Source organism: Acidovorax sp. WCS2018Noco2-16 (assembly GCF_031843945.1).
GTDB lineage: Bacteria > Pseudomonadota > Gammaproteobacteria > Burkholderiales > Burkholderiaceae_C > Paracidovorax.
Genome location: NZ_JAVTJJ010000006.1, coordinates 45,245 through 61,629 on the forward strand (window position 1 = coordinate 45,245; position 16,385 = coordinate 61,629).

A 16,385-nucleotide genomic window follows, 5' to 3' on the forward strand; every position below is an offset into this window, starting at 1 on the left:
CTGCCGAGACGCGCGGCAGTGTCAGACCACGCCTTCAAACATCATCACGTCCACCACGTCGCCTGCCGCTACAGGGCCCTGGGCGTGGTGCAGCACGATGAGTCCGTTGGCCTGCACCATTGAGCTGAGCATGCCCGAGCCCTGGTTGCCGGTGCTGCGCACCTGCAGCGTGCCGTCCGGCGCGGTGCAGACCCAGCCGCGCTGGTATTCGGTGCGGCCGGCCTTCTTGCGCAGGGGCTCGGTGCACACCGCGCGCAGCAACGGCGCCGCGGCCTCGGTGCTGCCCATCATGCGCAGCAGGGCCGGGCGCACGAAGGCCAGGAAGGTCACCATCACGGCGACCGGGTTGCCGGGCAGGCCGAACAGCACGGCGCTTTCAGACAATGCATCTTGATTGCTATGTTTTTGATAGCTGCTTGCGCTTGATGTATAAGCGCTAGAGGCCAATTTGGCTTGTAATTCGGCGCAGCCGATGCGCCCCACCGCCATGGGCCGCCCGGGCCGCATGGCGATGCGCCAGAAAGCCACGTCGCCCAGCTGGCTCATCATGGCGCGCGTGTGGTCGGCCTCGCCCGCGCTGACCCCACCGCTGGTGATGATGGCGTCGGCACGCGTGGCTGCCTCGCGAAAGGCCGCTTCCAGCAGCGCCGGGTCGTCCTTGACCACGCCCAGGTCGATCACCTCCACCCCCAGCCGCGTCAGCAGGCCAAAGACGGTGTAGCGATTGCTGTCGTACACGGCCCCTTCGCGCGGCGGCTCGCCCAGGCTCAGTATTTCGTCGCCGGTTGAAAAATACGCCACGCGCAGGCGGCGCACGACGGTCACCTGCAGCAACCCCAGGCTGGCCAGCAGGCCCAGCGCGGCCGGGCCCAGCCGCGTGCCACCCGCCAGCGCCACCTGGCCGTGCATCAGGTCTTCGCCCATCAGGCGGCGGTTGTCGCCCGGGCGCAGCACATCGGCGGCGATGTGGATGCAGGGCTTGGTGCCTGGGTCTTGCGTGGTGAGCTCTTGCGGCACCACGGTGTCCGTGCCGGCGGGCATCACCGCGCCCGTCATGATCTTCACGCAGTCGCCCGCCCCCACGGTGCCGGCCCATGCAGCGCCCGCCAGCGCGGTGCCCACGCAGCGCAGCGACAGCGGCTCGCCCGCGCGCAACTGAGAGCCGTCGAAGGCATAGCCGTCCATGGCCGAGTTGTCGTGCGGCGGCACGTTCAGGGGCGAGACGATGTCGCCCGCCAGCACGCGGTCCAGCGCGGCGAAGACGCCCACGGCTTCGGTGCCGGCCACCGGCTGCACCAGCCGTTCGAGAAAGTCGTTCACGCCCGCCGCGCTCAGCGCCTGCGGGTCGTAGCCTGCCAGTTCGGCAGCGATCTGAGCGATGGTTTTCATGCGTTGGCAAACAGCGGAGAAGAAGGGAGCGGCCGCACCATGTGCAGCTTGTCGTAGCCGACGCCGGCCACCACCGTGGCGCGCGGCAGCAGCCCGTACGCGCGGAACCCGGCGCGTTCGTACAGCCGCACCGCGTGCGTGTTGACGGCGGTCACCGTCAGCACCAGTTGCTCCAGTCCCGCCACCTGCGCGGCCTGGTCGACGCAGGCCTGCACCAGTTGCCGGCCGATGCCGCCGCGTTGGCTGCCCGGGGCCACCATCATGGCGACCACCGTGGCGATGTGCCGTTCCTGCAGCCGCTCAGCGCGTTCGCAGCCGATGCTGCCGACCAACTGGCCTGCCGCGTCGAAGGCGCCCAGAAAGAACGTGCCGTCGCCAGGCTGCCCGGCCAGGCGCGCAGCGTAGTCGCTGGCGGGGCGCAAGGCGGCGGTGGCGTGGTCCGACGTAAAGGCCTCGGGCGCAGCACGCAGCGCCTCGACGCGCAGGGTTTTGTAGACCGGCGCGTGATCGGCCGTCAGCAGGGCGATGCGCACAGGCTGGGTAGCTGTCATGGCGCCGCGACTTCCTGCAGCGCCTGCAGCTCGGCCGGGGTGTTGGCGTTCAAGAAGGCGCGCGGGTCATCGCCCGGCTGGTCGAAGGGCACCACCGCGCAGGCGTGCTGGTCGGTCCAGCGGCCGATCTTGCGGCCGCCGGCCTGGATGAACTGCACCAGGCTGTCGAGCAGCGACACGCGCATCAGGCAGAAAACGGGCTGGGTGCGCACCGTCATTTCGCCGGTTCGGTCATCGGCTTGGCGGGCGGCTGCCATGGCGATATCGGCGCCTGCCGCATCGGTCGCCGCCGCCAGGCGCGCTGCCAGGTCGTGCGGAAAGAGGGGCGTGTCGCACGGCACGGTCAGCAGCCAGGCGGTCTCGCAGCGCTGCAGCCCGGTCATGAAGCCGGCCAGCGGGCCAGGGTAGTCCGTCAGTGCGTCGGGGCACACCGGCGCGCCGAAGGCGGCATAGGCCGGCAGGTTGCGGTTGGCATTCACCAGCGTGCGGCCCACCTGCGGCTGCAGTCGCATCAATGCGTTCAGCGCCAGGGGCTGGCCCATGAAGCTCTGCAGGCCCTTGTCGACGCCGCCCATCCGGCTGCCGCGTCCACCGGCGAGCACCAGTCCGGTGATGTCTTGGGGGTCGATCATGGAATGAGCGGTTTCCGTGGCTTTTTTTCTGCGGGGGCGGGCGATGGCATGAGGCAGCGAGGCGCGGGCCGGTCGGTCAGCCGCCGATGTAGCTCATCTCCACGCGGCGGCGGGCCGTGCCGCCCACCTCCGTGTCGGGCGGCAGGCTGCTGCGCAGTTCGGAATAGCGGTCGGTACGCTGCTGCCAGATGGGCGCGATGGCGGCGGCGAGCGCCTCATCGCTGGCGCCGCTGCGCAACAGCGCGCGCAGGTCCCAACCCTGGCTGGCGAAGAGGCACAGGTACAGCTTGCCTTCGGTGGACAGCCGCACGCGGTTGCAGTCCTGGCAGAACGCCTGGGTCACGCTGCTGATGACGCCCACCTCGCCCAGGGCCGGGTCGTGCCGGCCCTGGGCGTCGGCGTAACCCCAGCGCTCGGCGGTTTCGCCCTGCGCTGCGGCGTCCAGCGGCACCAGCGGCAGTTGCTCGCGCAGGCGGGCGATCAAATCGGCCGAGGGCAGTACTTCGTCCATGCGCCAGCCGTTGGTGGCGCCCACGTCCATGTATTCGATGAAGCGCAGCGTGACGCCGGTGCCGCGAAAGTGCCGCGCCATCGGCAGCACTTCGTGGTCGTTGGTTCCGCGCTTGACCACCATGTTGACCTTGATGCGGTCAAAGCCGGCGGCCTGCGCGGCGTCGATGCCGGCCAGCACGTCGGCGACCGGAAAGTCCACGTCGTTCATGCGGCGGAACACCGCGTCGTCCAGGCTGTCGAGGCTGACGGTAACGCGGTTCAGCCCGGCGGCCTTCAGCGCTGCGGCCTTGCGCGCCAGCAGCGATCCGTTGGTGGTCAGGGTCAGGTCGGGCGCTTGGCCCTGGGGCGTGCGCAGCGTGGCCAGTTGCTCTACCAGCCGCTCCAGGTGCTTGCGCAGCAGCGGCTCGCCGCCCGTCAGCCGGATCTTGCCCACGCCGTGCGCGACGAACTGGCGCGCCAGCCGGGTGATCTCTTCGAAGCTCAGCAGCGCGGATTGCGGAAGGTAGTCGTAGTCCTTGTCGAACACTTCCTTGGGCATGCAATACGAGCAGCGGAAGTTGCAGCGATCGGTCACGCTGATGCGCAAATCGCGCAGCGGGCGGCCCAGTGCGTCAAACAGCCGGCCCGTGGGCATGCCGACCGCGCCAGAGGGCAGGGTAGGCGTGCGCACCAGCAGGCGCTGGTCCACGAGGGGAATGACACGTTCAGCCATGTGCCGGATTTTGCCGCATGGGCCGTGTAGGGGTATCGGTAGCTGGCGCGAGCTTGATGCGAATCAACGTTCATGCAGGCGGTGCGTTTGTCCGCAAGCGGGCTGAGCCGCCCCGGCGTTAGCCCCCGGGTTGGACAACGGTATCGCAAATAATTATCATTTGACTACCTGAGTACGCAAGAACGCGCCCACGTTCCCACGCAAAAGGCCGAACACAGCAAGGAGTTGTTGCGATGGTCATCGACGTGGACAAGACGACAGGGGACTGCGCCGCCCCCGGCACGGCCCGGGCAGTAGCGCCCTTACCGCTGGCCGACTGGGAGCATGCGATGCGGCGCGCCGTGAATTCCTCCCGCTACCGAACGCCCAGCCACGCGCTCGCCTCAGCCACCCAGGCGGCCCGCATGGCGGCCGCCTTGGTCAACCTGCCACCCAGGGGCCACGAAGACAGCTGCGTGGCCGCGCTGGTCGTGAGCCTCCATCACCTGGCCGACCTGCACCTGCGGGCAGGTGATGTCGATGGCGCTGCCGAGCGCCTGGCGGGAGCGCACCAGCAACTGTTTGCCATGCTGGCTTGCGCCCAACGCGGCGCAGCGCTGCAACAGGCGGCCTGGCGACACACGCGCGAAACGCATTCGGCCCTGCTGCGCCATGTGGCCGACCACGGGCAGCACCCCGCGATTGCAAGCACGCTGCAGGCCGGCATGCTCGTCGGCACACCCGCCGGCGGCGTCATGCATTGACTGAACGGGGCCGTGCCCCGCGCCGCCCGAGCCAACCTTTTTTTGTTTTCTTCCACCACAGCCCCCGAAAGTTGATTCCATGCCTTACACGCTGCCCGCACTGCCCTATGCCTACGACGCGCTCGAACCCCACATCGATGCGCAGACCATGGAAATCCACCACACCAAGCACCACCAGACCTACATCAACAACCTGAATGCCGCCCTCGAAGGTTCGCCGCATGCCGATCTGCCGGTGGATCAACTCGTCGCCCAACTGGACCAGCTGCCCGAGGCGGTGCGCAACGCAGTGCGCAACAACGGCGGCGGGCACGCCAACCACAGCCTGTTCTGGACCGTGATGTCGCCCCAGGGCGGCGGCTTGCCCACGGGTGAACTGGCGCAGGCCATCGACGCCGACCTGGGCGGCATCGATGCCTTCAAGGACGCCTTCACCAAGGCCGCGCTCACGCGTTTCGGCAGCGGCTGGGCCTGGCTCAGCGTCACACCCCAGGGCAAGCTGGCCGTGGAAAGCTCCGGCAATCAGGACAGCCCGCTGATGCCGGGTGTTTCTTCGGGCAACACACCCATCCTGGGGCTGGACGTGTGGGAACACGCCTACTACCTGAAGTACCAAAACCGCCGCCCTGAATACATCGCCGCGTTCTATAACGTAGTGGATTGGCCAGAAGTGTCTCGTCGCTACGCCCAGGCACTCGCAAACCGACGCGGCTAAGCGCTGATTGCCCGTCTGCCGGATTGCCGCCCGTGTCCTCCCACTCCCCGCTCCCTAGGAAGCCTGCATTCATGAACCCTGACGACGCGACCACGCCCCGAGCCCCCTGGGGCCCGCGCAAGTGGCTGGGCTGCAGCATTGCACTGCTCGGGCTGGTGGCGCTCGCGCTGCAGTTTGCTGACTATCTGGAAGCGAACGAGCGCGTGGCGCAGGCGTGGCGCGGCGGTTTGGTGGCGGCGCTGGCCACCGCGCTGGGCACGGTGCCGGTGATGTTTTCGCAGCGGCTGTCCGAGAAGGTGCAGGACACGCTGTTCGGCTTTGGCGCGGGGGTGATGCTGGCGGCCAGTTCGTTCTCGCTGATCATTCCCGGCCTGGCGGCGGCACGTGATGCGGGCGCAGGCCCGTGGCAGGCCGGCGGCACCATCGGTGCGGCCATTTTGCTGGGTGCCTTGGTGCTGCTGGTGATGGAGCGTTTGCTGCCGCACGAGCATTTCATCAAGGGCGTGGAAGGGGCGCAGGCATCGCGCACCTTGCGGCGCACCTGGCTTTTCGTTTTTGCCATCGCGCTGCACAACCTGCCCGAAGGGCTGGCGATCGGCGTGGCCTACGCCGGATCGGACAGTGTGGGCGCCGGCACGCTGACCGCCGGAATCGCCATTCAGGATGTGCCCGAGGGGCTGGTCGTCGCCGTCGCCTTGCTGGCCGCCGGCTACAAGCGCCCGCTGGCCGTGGGGCTGGGCATGGCGTCCGGCCTGGTCGAGCCGATCGGCGCGGTGCTGGGCGCTGCGGTGGTCAGTGCATCGGCCGCGTTGCTGCCCTGGGGCCTGGGCTTTGCTGCGGGTGCCATGCTGTTCGTCATCAGCCACGAGATCATTCCCGAGTCGCACCGCAAGGGCCACGAGGCCTGGGCCACCGGCGGGCTGATGATCGGCTTCGTCATCATGATGCTGTTGGACACGGCATTGGGTTGATGGTTTGAGGTCTTATTGGCCTCTAGCGCTTGATGTATAAGCGCGTATAGCTATAGAAAATATAGCAAAGCGGTGGTGGCTCCGGCTTTTTTGTGCCGCCGGTCAGCCACACGCTTTCAGGCCGGGCAAATCCACGATTTCCAAAGTCCCGCGGTGCACCCGCAACAGGCCGCGTGCCTGCAGGTCCTGCAGGATCTGGTTGGTGGTCTGGCGCGAAATCGCGAGCATCAAGGCCAGTTCTTCCTGCGACAACACGATGGTGCGGCGCGTGCCGGCGCTGCCCTTGATCTGGCCATAGCCTTCTGCCATCAGCACCAGCCGGCGGGCCAGGCGTTGCGGCGCGGGCAGCAGGGCCAGCTCTTCCATGGCGACGAAGGCGACCCGCAGCTTGTCGGTCAGCAGCAGCGCCAGCGCGTGCCAGTGCGCGGGGTGGGCGGCCAGCCAGGCCAGCAGCGGCTCTTGCGGCACATGCACCAGGGTGCTGGCCTGCGCGGCGTGGGCGTCGTGCGTGCGCGGCGCGCGGTCGAAGACGGCGATCTCGCCAAACCAGGAGGGTGGTTCCAGCCGCGTGAGCAATGCGGCGCGGCCCCGGTCGCTGGGCCCGCCTGCGCCCGAAATATCGATGGCGCCGCGCACCAGTGCATACAGCCCGCAGGGCGGCGCGCCCCGCAGAAACAGCGCTTCGCCGGCAGACAGGGTGCGCAGTTGCGCCATTTGCATCAGGGCGCCAGCCAGCTCATGGGGCAGGGCGGCGAACCAGCGGCCGCAGGCCAGCGTGGGCAGGTGGGCGGCAGGGTGGGGCATGAAAGGAGGGCGGGACTTGTGTCGTACAGCCGACAGACGCACCGGGGCGACCGGCCGATTATGGAAACAGCCGGCCACGCGTAGCAGAGGGCAAAACCCGATGCCCCATGACCGCCGTCGCGTCACAGAACGCGTTCATCCGACGGAGACCTGCATGAAAACCTTGATCGACCACCTGTCGCAGTACGCCGACTACCACCGCGATCCGCGCAACATCCAGACCCATTTCGTCGGCGTGCCGATGATCATGCTGGGGGTGACGGTGCTGCTGTCGCGTCCCACCTGGCTGGCTGGCGGCGTGCTGCCGCTGTCGCCCGCTGTGCTGGCGGCGCTGGCCAGCTGTGTTTTCTACTGCCGGCTCGATCTGCGCTACGGCAGCTTCATGGCGCTGGTGCTGACGGCCATGCTGGCTGTGGGCCACTGGCTGGCCGGCCAGGCGACAGCGGTGTGGCTGGGCACCGGGCTGGGGCTTTTCGCTGTCGGCTGGGTGATCCAGTTCGTGGGCCACTACTACGAAGGACGCAAGCCCGCCTTTGTGGATGACCTGGTGGGGCTGCTGGTCGGCCCGCTCTTCGTGGCGGCAGAGCTGGGCTTTGCGCTGGGCTTGCGGCGCGAAGTGCAGCACGCGGTGGAAGAACGGTCCGGCCCGGTGCGCCTGGGGGTAAACGCTGCCCCGGCGCAGGGCGTCTGACCGGCGCTGGCTCGCACAATGGCGGTCACCATGCCGTCACACCACTTCTCCCACACGTCTCGCTGGATCACTGCTGCGGCTTGCACGCTCACGCTGGCCGGCTGCAGCAGCCTTGCTGGGCGAACACCATCGCAGCCCTCTGCCGAAGCAGCGCCCACCGTCACCGCCTGCCCGGCGCAAGTGCCGCCAACGGCCACCTGCTACGGTGGGCGCGATTCGGCAGGTGCCTTCTACCTCATCGCCGTGCCCAAGGACTGGGCTGGCACGCTGGTGCTGCACGCGCACGGCGGCCCGGAGCTGGGCGCGCCGAAGGCCGAGCGCACGGCTGAAGACCTGACCCGCTGGGCGGTGATGGTGCGCGCGGGCTACGCCTGGGCCGGCTCCACCTTCCGCCAGGGCGGCGTGGCGGTAAGCGCCGCTGCCGAAGACACCGAGCGCCTGCGCCGCATCTTCAACGACCACATCGCCGTGCCTCGCCACACGGTGCTGCACGGGCAGTCGTGGGGTGCGGGCGTGGCGGCGCGCGCGGCCGACCTGTTCACCGTGGAGACGGTGGGCCGGCAGCCGTACGACGCGGTGCTGCTGACCAGCGGCGTGCTGGGCGGCGGCTCGCGTTCGTACGACGTGCGCACCGACCTGCGCGCGGTCTACCAATACCTGTGCAACAACCACCCCCGGCCCACGGAGCCGGCCTATGCGCTGAACCTGGGCCTGCCCGCCGGCGCCCACATGAGCCGTGCCGATCTGCAGGCGCGTGCCAACGAATGCCTGGGGCTGGACCGGCCCGCCGCACAGCGCACGCCGGTGCAGCAAGGCCGCATCGAGACGCTGGAGCGCGTGCTGCGCATTCCGGCCAGCTCCATCCAGTCGCACCTGGCCTGGGCCACGTTTCACTTCCAGGACATCAGCAGCCACCGCACCGGCGGCGCCAGCCCGTTCGGCAATGTGGGCGTGGCCTACAGCGGCTCGGGCGACGATGCCGCACTGAACGCCGGCGTGCCGCGCCTGAAGGCCGACGCCCAGGCCGCACGGCGGTTTGCCGCCGACACCGACCCCACCGGCCGCATTCCCGTGCCGGTGCTGAGCGTGAAGTGGATCGGCGACCCTACCGCCTTTGTCGAGCTGGACTCGCAGTTCCGCACCACCATGGAGCGCGCCGGCAGCGGCGACCGGCTGGTGCAGACCTTCACCCGCCAGGGCACCCACAGCTACATCAGCGACCCGACCTACCCGGCGCTGGTCGCCGCGCTGCTGGACTGGGTCGAGCGCGGCGCCAAGCCCACACCCGAGCAGGTCGCCGCGCGCTGCCGGCAGGCCGAGGCGCAGTTCGGCGCCGGCTGCAGCTTCGAGCCAGGGTACGCGACCGTGCCTTTGGCGTCGCGCGTGCCCGAGCGCGAGCGGCCCTGAGCGGCAGTTGGCGGCTATGGGCCGCCTTGCCCCGGTGTGGCGCCCTGCAGGCAGCGGGCCTGGCGGCGTCGCCTAGAATCCGGGCCACCCGGCTGCGGCCGTTCTCACTCCCTCATTACGCGAGATCGCATGTCCCTGAACAACGTCACCCCCGGCAAGAAACTGCCCGAAACCTTCAACGTCGTCATCGAAATTCCGATGGAATCGGACCCGATCAAGTACGAAGTGGACAAGGAAAGCGGCGCCATCTTCGTGGATCGCTTCCTGACCACGCCGATGTATTACCCCACCAACTACGGCTACGTGCCGCAGACGCTGTCGGGCGACGGCGACCCGGTGGACGTGCTGGTGATGACGCCCTACCGCCTGCCGCCAGGCGTGGTCGTGCCCTGCCGCGCGATCGGCATCCTGAAGATGGAAGATGAAGCCGGCGTGGACGGCAAGGTGCTGGCCGTGCCTACCGTCAAGATCCTCAAGGCGTACCAGCACATCCAGTCGCTGGACGACGTCGAGCCGCTCAAGCTCAAGGCCATCAGCCACTTCTTCGAGCACTACAAGGACCTGGAAGAAGGCAAGTGGGTCAAGGTGCTGGGCTGGGACGGCATCGAAGCCGCCCACAAGGAAATCACCGACGGCGCGGCCGCCTACCAAAAGACGCTGGGCTGATTCAACTCAGACGCTCGCAAGCCGTCAACAAAAACCCGCTGGCACACCCAGCGGGTTTTTTCATGGGGCCTGCTGAAAGCCCTTTCATGCAGCCAGTTTGTCACCACCTGTAACCAAGCGCTGCTATGCTGCCCGCTTCGCTGTGCGCAATGCACCGGCCGCCACCTTGAAGGATCTGCTTCCCATGTCGACGTCGTCTTCCCTTTCCCCGCGCTCTGCCGGCAACGCCGCCGGTGGCGTCAATGCACCCGCCGAGTTCCTGACCTTCCGGCTCGGACAGGAGGAATACGGCATCGACATCCTGCGCGTGCAGGAGATCCGCTCGTACGAGCAACCCACCCGCATGGCCCATTCGCCGAACTTCATCAAGGGCGTGATCGACCTGCGCGGCGTGATCGTGCCCATCGTCGACTTGCGGCTGAAGCTGAAGTGCCCCACCGCCGAATACACCGACTTCACCGTCGTCATCATCTTGAACGTGGGCGGCACGGTGATTGGTGCCGTCGTCGACGCGGTGGCCGATGTGGTCGCGCTGGCGGAAGACACCATCAAACCCGCGCCGCAGTTCGAGAGCCAGGTGGATGCAGCCTTCGTGCGCGGCATCGCCACGGTGGGCGAACGCATGCTGATCGTGGTGGACATCGAGGCGCTGTTGAGCGGCCCTGAGCTGGGCCTGGTGCGCTCTGCAGCCACTGCCTGAGCCGGGTCACGAGGGCGGGTGGCACCTGCGCAGTGCCTCGCCGCCCTGGCATCGTCTTTCAGATGATTGCTATTTTTTTAATAGCTGCCAGCGCTTATCTGTAGGGCGCTAGAGGCACTTTTTGCTTGAAACCCGTGAATGGCAGGCGCAGTCATTCCACGACGATGCGCGCCCGGTGCGCGAGCGCGCGGTAGCGGCCGATCTCCTGCTGCATCAGGTTCCTGAACGTCTCCGCCCCAAGGGCGACCGGCTCCATGCCTTGGGCGCGCAGCTGCGACTGCAGTGCAGGGTCGGCCATGGCGGCGGTGGTCTCGCGCGCCAGCCGTTGCAGTATGGGCGCAGGCGTGGCAGCGGGAGCTGACAGGGCGTACCAGCCGTCGAACACCGCGTCCGGCAGGCCTTGCTCTGCCATGGTGGGCACCTGGGGCAGCAGGCTGGGGCGGCTGGTGCCGACGATGCCGAGCGCGCGCAGCTTGCCCGAGCGGATGTGCGGCTCCACGGCGGCCACGGTGTCTATGCCCATCTCGATCTCTCCGGCCATCACCGCCAGGGTGCTTTGCGCGCTGCCCTTGTACGGCACGTCCTGCAACTGCAGGCCGGCGGCCAGCGCGAACAGCTCGCCCGCCAGATGCGGGGCCGAGCCCGAGCCGAACGTGGCGTAGCGAATGCCGCGCGGCGTGGCGCGCGCGGCGGCGACCAGATCCTGCACGTTGCGCCAGGGCTGGTCGGCGCGCACCACCAGCACCAGCGGCGTGCGCGCCACGATGCAGATGGGCGCCAGGTCGCGCACCGGGTCGTACGGCAGCTTGGTCCGCAGCGCGGGGTTGACCGTGTAGCTGGTGGAGCCCGACAGCAGCAGGGTGTAGCCGTCCGGCGCCGCCTTGGCGACCGCGTCGGTGCCGATGATGGTGGAAGCCCCCGGCTTGTTGTCGATCACCACCGCCTGGCCCAGCCGCTGCGCCAGCCGCGTGCCCAGCGCGCGCGCCACCAGGTCGGTGCCACCCCCGGGCGGAAACGGCACCACCAGCCTGACTGTGTGGGCGGGCCAGGCGTCCTGGCTCCAGGCGGTGGGCAGTGTGGCGGCCAGGGCGCCCGCGCCGATCCACTGCAGGGTGGTGCGGCGCGAGATGGGAGCGGTGCGGGCGATGGAATGCGGTGAGGAGTTCATGCGGGCGTCTTTGGCGAAGGATTTTGTATCAGGCCGGAACGGCAGTGGCGGCAGTGGTGGCCCGCGCAGGCCATGGAGCGGCGGTGCCGCCGGCCGGCTCGCCCAGGTCCCAGTACAGCCCGGCCATGATGCGCAGGCCCTCGCGCGCCACGGGGGCGAGCAGGTGTTCGTTGGGCGCGTGCTGCGCGCAGGCCGGGTACGAATGCGGCACCCACAGCGTGGGCAGGCCCAGCAGGTCGGCGAACACGTCGTTGGGCAGCGAGCCCGCCAGGTTGGGCAGCACGTCCGGCGCCTGGCCGCTGCTGCGCTCGATGGAGCCGCGCGCCCAGTCCACCCAGGGGTGGGCCGGGTCCAGCCGGGTGGCGGCGCAGCCCATGGTGACGTCGATCTGCACGTCGCTAAAACCCTTGGCGTCCAGGTGGTCGCGCACGATGCCTTCCAGCTGTTGCCACGGCGTGCCGACCACGAAGCGCAGCTGGCAGTGCACCACCGCTTCGGCCGCAATGGCGTTGACCGGGCGCTGCGGGTTGCCGGCGCCCATGGCCAGCACCTCCAGCGTGTTCCAGCCCATCAACCGCTCGGCGGGCGTCAGGCCCGGCTCACCCCAGCCGGGGGTCAGTTCGGGGTCGTCCGCTCCGCCGCCGATGGCGATGCGGGCCAGCGCGTCGCCCACTGGCTTGGATATGGCCGGCGGGAGCAGGCCTTGAACCCGCAGCCGGCCGTTGCCGTCCACCATGCTGGCCACCGCGTTGCACAGCACCGTGGCGGGGTTGGACAGCACGCCGCCCCAGTTGCCTGAGTGGTAGCCGCGGGGCCGTGCGCGCAGCCGCAGCGTGAAGTTGACCGCGCCGCGCGAGCCCAGAAACAGCGTGGGCCGCGCCGCGCTCACGCGCGGGCCGTCGCAGGCGATCAGCAGGTCGGCCTGCAGGGTGTCGCGCTCCTGCGCGCACAACGCGTGCAGGCCGGGCGAGCCGGCTTCCTCGCCCATTTCGACCAGCCAGGTCACGTTGTAGCCCAGGCGGCCTTCGCGGGCGACCAGCGCGGCGGCCAGCCCGCCCAGGTTGACCGAATGCTGGCCTTTGTTGTCAGCCGTGCCCCGGCCGTACCAGCGCTCGCCCTCTGTGGTCAGCGCCCAGGGCGACAGGCCTTCGCGCCACTGCGCATCCTGCCCGCTGGTCACGTCGCCGTGGCCGTAGGTCAGCACGGTGGGCGCGGCCGGGTCTTCCACCCGCCGGGCAATGAGGAACGGGCCGCCGGTGGGCGACGGGTTGGGCTGCACGCGGCAGGTGAAGCCCAGGGCTTCGAACGCGGGCGTCAGTTCGCCCTCCAGGTAGTGCTGCAGCGTGGGCGGCACAGTGCCGGTGTCGCTTTCGGTGCGCAGCGCCACACGGCGCCGCAAGTCGGTGAAGAAGCGGCCGTCGTCGAAGTAGGCGCTGGCGAGGTCGAGGGCGTCGGTGCGTTGCATGGTCGATGAGTGGGTGGCGTGGCTGAAGCATGCAAGTAAAAGGCCGGAACGACATTGCCGGAAGCGCCGTTTTGGCATACTCATATTGCTTTTAAAGCAATACCCGATCTGCCGTTCGCCTCACGACCATGACGCCTTCTTTGCTCAGCACCCCGATGCGCTACTTCCTCGAAGTGGCGCAGGCCGGCTCGGTCAACCAGGCGGCGGCACGGCTCTTTGTCGCGGCCTCGGCCGTCAGCCGGCAGATCGCCAAGCTGGAAGGCAGTCTAGGCACGCCGCTGTTTGACCGCAGCGCGCGCGGCATGGTGCTGACAGCGGCCGGCCTGCGCCTGGCGGGCCACCTGCGCCTGGCCGCGCTGGATGCCGACCAAGTGCTGCAACAAGTGCTCCACCTGGGCGGCCAGGCGGCGGGGCGCGTCAGGCTCGCCTGCACCGAAGGCTTTGCCGCCGGCTTCGTTGCTGGCTGGGTGCTGGATTTTCAGGACGCCCAGCCCGGCTGCCAGATCGAGCTGCTGGTGGGCGCGCCAGACCAGGTGGCGCAATGGCTGCTGCGCGGCGAGGCCGACATCGGCCTGAAATACGCCATGTCGCCTGACGCCGGCCTGCGCGTGGAGCATGCGGCCCAGGCGCCCGTGCTGGCCGTGATGACGCCCGACCACCCGCTGGCGCAAGTCCGCACGGTGGCGCTGGCCGACGTGGTGGCTTACCCGTTGATGGTGGGCAGCGTCGGCATGACGGCGCGGCAATTGTTCGACCTGGCCTGCAGCGCGCGCGGGCTGCGCTACGAGCCGCTCTTCGTCAGCAATTTCTCGTCCGTCATGCTGCCTTTGCTGCGCAGCCCGCAGGTGCTGCTGTCGGGCCGGCTGACGGTAGTCCACTGGCTGGCGCGTGGCGCCGTCGTAGCCCGGCCGTTCGACGACGCCATGCTGGGCCAGCGGCGGCTGGAGGTGCTGTCGCTGCAGGGCCGCACGCTGCCGGCGCTGGTGGCCACGTTTTTGCAGGCGCTGGTTGAAGCGGTGGAAGCCGCTGCGGCGCCGCCCGTCAGTCCGCCGTGTGCCTGAACGGGCTGCGCGCCTGCAGGTGCTCCAGGTACTCCGCAACGCCTTCGCCTTCGCGCTCCAGAAACCGGTCCACCGCCTCGGCAAATGCCGGGTGCGCCAGCCAGTGCGCGCTGGTGGCCTGCACCGGCAGCAGGGCGCGCGCCATCTTGTGTTCGCCCTGCGCGCCGCCCTCAAAACGCTGCACGCCGTGGGCAATGCACCAGGCGATCGGCTGGTAGTAGCAGGCTTCGAAGTGCAGGCAATCCACCCGCTCGATGGCGCCCCAGTAGCGGCCAAACGCCACTTGAGGGTGTTTTTGGCCTCCAGCGCTTGATGCATAAGCGCTGATAGCTATCAAACTGGTAGCAATCGGCCGCCCGTCGCGCTCGGCGATGAACAGCACCCAGGCCTCGGGCAGATCGCGCTCCATGCGGTGGAAGAAGTCGCGCGACAGATAGGGCGGGTTGCCGTGCTCCAGGTAGGTGCGTTCGTAGCAGCGGTAGAAAAAGTCCCAGTCATCGCGCAGGATGTCGGCGCCCTGCACCGAGCGGAAGGTGACGCCCGCTTCGGCGACGCGGCGGCGCTCTTGCCGGATCTTCTTGCGTTTGTCCTGCGACAGCGAGGCGAGGAAGTCGTCGAAGTCGTGGAATGCGCGGGCGGAAGGTTCGGGGGGCGGCTCTTCGAAGGGAAGCGCACTCTGCGCAGCAGGGAGCGTGGGGGCTGCATTCTCGCCGTCACCGGGCCGCCCCAAGGCGGCGAGGGCCCCCTTGGGGGGCAGCGAACCATGCGCAGCAGGGAGCGTGGGGGCCTCATTCTCGCCGTCGCCGGGCCGCCCCAAGGCGGCGAGGGCCCCCTTGGGGGGCAGCGAACCATGCGCAGCAGGGAGCGTGGGGGCCACATTCTTCCAGTGGAATTGAACGGTGTGGCGCAGCATCAGGCCTTGCTGCTGCGCGGCCCGGACATCCTCGTCAGCGGCAAACAGCAGGTGCAGCGACGACAGCTCGGCTTCTTCGCACCACGCCAGCAGCGCCTGCAGCAACGTGGCGCGGGCCACGTCGCTGCGCGCCAGCAGCCGCGCGCCCGGCACAGGAGTGAACGGCACCGCGACGACGGCCTTGGGGTAATAGTCGATGCCGTGGCGCGCATAGGCCTGCGCCCAGGCGTGGTCGAACACGTATTCCCCATACGAATGCGCCTTGACGTACAGCGCGCAGGCCGCTTGCAGCATGTCGCCTTGCCACAGCGTGAAGAAGCGCGCCGTCCAGCCCGTGGCGGTGGTGGCGCTGCCGCTGTCGTGCAGGGCGGCCAGATACGCGTGGCGCAGAAAGGGCGTGGCGTGCGTCTGGTCGGCCAGCAGCGCGTCCCACGCAGCGGCATTAAGCTGGGCGGGGTCTTCGGCGACGCGCAACTCGTAATGCGGTTCGTCGGCCACGGGTGATCGGGAAGAGGGCGAAGGCAAAAGGCGGAGCTTTCTTTGAAAATCACGTATCCACAGCGATGCGCCGGAAGATGGGCCGATGTTGCCACCAGATCGCCAACGCCGCCGGTCCCGCGCCGTGCGGCAAAGCCCCGCGCAGGGCCAAGGACGGCGCCGGGCCGCCACAATCACCCGCATGACGCAACCGACGCATCGCCAACCCGTCCCCCTCGACCGCGCCACGCGGCTGCTCAACCACGGCCCCACGGTGCTGGTCAGCGCCGCGCATGGCGGGCGCAGCAACGTGATGGCGGCGGCCTGGAACATGGCGCTGGACTTCGCCCCGCCGAAGGTGGCGGTGGTGATCGACAAGGCCACCTTCACCCGCGGGCTGATCGAGTCGTCGGGCCATTTCACGCTCAGCGTGCCCTGCCGTGCGCAGGCGGCGCTCACCACCGCCATTGGCGGCGTCAGTGGAAAGGACGTGGACAAGCTCGCCACGTTGCCTGGCCTGGCATGGATCGACGAGCCCGCCAGCCCCGCGCCGTTGGTCGAGGGCTGCGTGGCCTGGCTCGCCTGCCGGCTGCTGCCCGAGCCGCACATCCAGCAGACCTACGATTTGTTTCTGGGCGAAGTCGTCGGCGCGTGGGCCGACGCGCGCGTGTACTCGGCCGGCCGGTGGCACTTTGATGAGCATGACGAGCTGCGCACGCTCCACCACGTGGCGGGCGGCCATTACCTGCTGGCCGGCGCGGCGGTGGACGGAGCCGCGAGCCCGGCCGTCTGACACCCCGATGACAT

General features: G+C 69.0%; 17 protein-coding genes. 9 read left to right on the forward strand and 8 right to left on the reverse strand.

Annotation, left to right across the window (positions count from 1 at the left end; genetic code table 11):
* Positions 1 to 21 precede the first annotated feature (21 nt).
* From RQI28_RS13490 to moaA, 4 genes are all read right to left on the reverse strand, one after another.
* Complete coding sequence (locus RQI28_RS13490; RefSeq protein ID WP_311223959.1) at positions 22 to 1,389, reverse strand: molybdopterin molybdotransferase MoeA; 1,368 nt, start codon at positions 1,387 to 1,389, stop codon at positions 22 to 24.
* Positions 1,386 to 1,940, reverse strand: a complete 555-nt coding sequence (locus RQI28_RS13495) for a GNAT family N-acetyltransferase (RefSeq protein ID WP_311223958.1) — start codon at positions 1,938 to 1,940, stop codon at positions 1,386 to 1,388. Before RQI28_RS13495 ends, RQI28_RS13490 begins: the two co-directional genes overlap by 4 nt.
* A complete protein-coding gene (mobA, locus tag RQI28_RS13500) occupies positions 1,937 to 2,572 on the reverse strand; it encodes a molybdenum cofactor guanylyltransferase MobA (RefSeq protein ID WP_311223957.1) in 636 nt (211 codons plus the stop codon). The genes RQI28_RS13495 and mobA overlap by 4 nt, the downstream gene beginning before the upstream one ends.
* A gap of 76 nt (positions 2,573 to 2,648) precedes the next feature.
* Positions 2,649 to 3,797: a GTP 3',8-cyclase MoaA gene (gene moaA, locus RQI28_RS13505; RefSeq protein WP_311223956.1), complete on the reverse strand. Its 1,149-nt coding sequence runs from the start codon at positions 3,795 to 3,797 to the stop codon at positions 2,649 to 2,651.
* Positions 3,798 to 4,030: 233 nt separating this feature from the next.
* On the opposite strand from moaA, the gene RQI28_RS13510 reads away from it, so the two are divergent.
* The 3 genes from RQI28_RS13510 to RQI28_RS13520 all read left to right on the forward strand — a co-directional run bounded on the left by RQI28_RS13510 (position 4,031) and on the right by RQI28_RS13520 (position 6,226).
* Positions 4,031 to 4,540, forward strand: a complete 510-nt coding sequence (locus RQI28_RS13510; RefSeq protein ID WP_311223955.1) for a hypothetical protein — start codon at positions 4,031 to 4,033, stop codon at positions 4,538 to 4,540.
* 79 nt (positions 4,541 to 4,619) lie between these two features.
* Positions 4,620 to 5,255, forward strand: a complete 636-nt coding sequence (locus RQI28_RS13515; protein ID WP_311223954.1) for a superoxide dismutase — start codon at positions 4,620 to 4,622, stop codon at positions 5,253 to 5,255.
* A 71-nt stretch (positions 5,256 to 5,326) separates the two neighbouring features.
* Positions 5,327 to 6,226 (forward strand): ZIP family metal transporter, encoded by a 900-nt coding sequence (locus tag RQI28_RS13520; RefSeq protein ID WP_311223953.1) that lies wholly within the window; start codon positions 5,327 to 5,329, stop codon positions 6,224 to 6,226.
* A 102-nt stretch (positions 6,227 to 6,328) separates the two neighbouring features.
* Here the strand turns inward: RQI28_RS13520 and RQI28_RS13525 are convergent, their stop codons facing one another.
* Positions 6,329 to 7,030 carry a Crp/Fnr family transcriptional regulator gene (locus RQI28_RS13525; RefSeq protein WP_311223952.1) on the reverse strand — a complete coding sequence of 234 codons (702 nt, stop codon included), beginning with the start codon at positions 7,028 to 7,030 and terminating at the stop codon, positions 6,329 to 6,331.
* 154 nt (positions 7,031 to 7,184) lie between these two features.
* On the opposite strand from RQI28_RS13525, the gene RQI28_RS13530 reads away from it, so the two are divergent.
* From RQI28_RS13530 to RQI28_RS13545, 4 genes are all read left to right on the forward strand, one after another.
* A complete protein-coding gene (locus tag RQI28_RS13530) occupies positions 7,185 to 7,721 on the forward strand; it encodes an Mpo1-like protein (protein ID WP_311223951.1) in 537 nt (178 codons plus the stop codon).
* 30 nt (positions 7,722 to 7,751) lie between these two features.
* Positions 7,752 to 9,128, forward strand: coding sequence for a hypothetical protein (locus tag RQI28_RS13535; protein WP_311223950.1), 1,377 nt, complete (start codon positions 7,752 to 7,754; stop codon positions 9,126 to 9,128).
* Positions 9,129 to 9,257: 129 nt separating this feature from the next.
* On the forward strand, positions 9,258 to 9,794 hold the full coding sequence (gene ppa / locus RQI28_RS13540) for an inorganic diphosphatase (protein ID WP_311223949.1): 537 nt from the start codon (positions 9,258 to 9,260) through the stop codon (positions 9,792 to 9,794).
* Between the two features lie 184 nt (positions 9,795 to 9,978).
* Entirely contained in the window at positions 9,979 to 10,494 is a 516-nt protein-coding gene (locus RQI28_RS13545) for a chemotaxis protein CheW (protein WP_311223948.1), read from the forward strand.
* A 151-nt stretch (positions 10,495 to 10,645) separates the two neighbouring features.
* On the opposite strand, the gene RQI28_RS13550 is transcribed toward RQI28_RS13545, so the two are convergent.
* On the reverse strand, positions 10,646 to 11,662 hold the full coding sequence (locus RQI28_RS13550; protein ID WP_311223947.1) for a tripartite tricarboxylate transporter substrate binding protein: 1,017 nt from the start codon (positions 11,660 to 11,662) through the stop codon (positions 10,646 to 10,648).
* Between the two features lie 28 nt (positions 11,663 to 11,690).
* Complete coding sequence (locus RQI28_RS13555; RefSeq protein ID WP_311223946.1) at positions 11,691 to 13,127, reverse strand: M20 family metallopeptidase; 1,437 nt, start codon at positions 13,125 to 13,127, stop codon at positions 11,691 to 11,693.
* 128 nt (positions 13,128 to 13,255) lie between these two features.
* On the opposite strand from RQI28_RS13555, the gene RQI28_RS13560 reads away from it, so the two are divergent.
* Entirely contained in the window at positions 13,256 to 14,188 is a 933-nt protein-coding gene (locus RQI28_RS13560) for a LysR family transcriptional regulator (RefSeq protein WP_311223945.1), read from the forward strand.
* Here RQI28_RS13560 and RQI28_RS13565 read toward each other — a convergent pair.
* Positions 14,169 to 15,599, reverse strand: coding sequence for a GNAT family N-acetyltransferase (locus tag RQI28_RS13565; RefSeq protein WP_311223944.1), 1,431 nt, complete (start codon positions 15,597 to 15,599; stop codon positions 14,169 to 14,171). The genes RQI28_RS13560 and RQI28_RS13565 overlap by 20 nt on opposite strands.
* A 181-nt stretch (positions 15,600 to 15,780) precedes the next feature.
* On the opposite strand from RQI28_RS13565, the gene RQI28_RS13570 reads away from it, so the two are divergent.
* Complete coding sequence (locus RQI28_RS13570; RefSeq protein ID WP_311223943.1) at positions 15,781 to 16,371, forward strand: flavin reductase family protein; 591 nt, start codon at positions 15,781 to 15,783, stop codon at positions 16,369 to 16,371.
* Positions 16,372 to 16,385 lie beyond the last annotated feature (14 nt).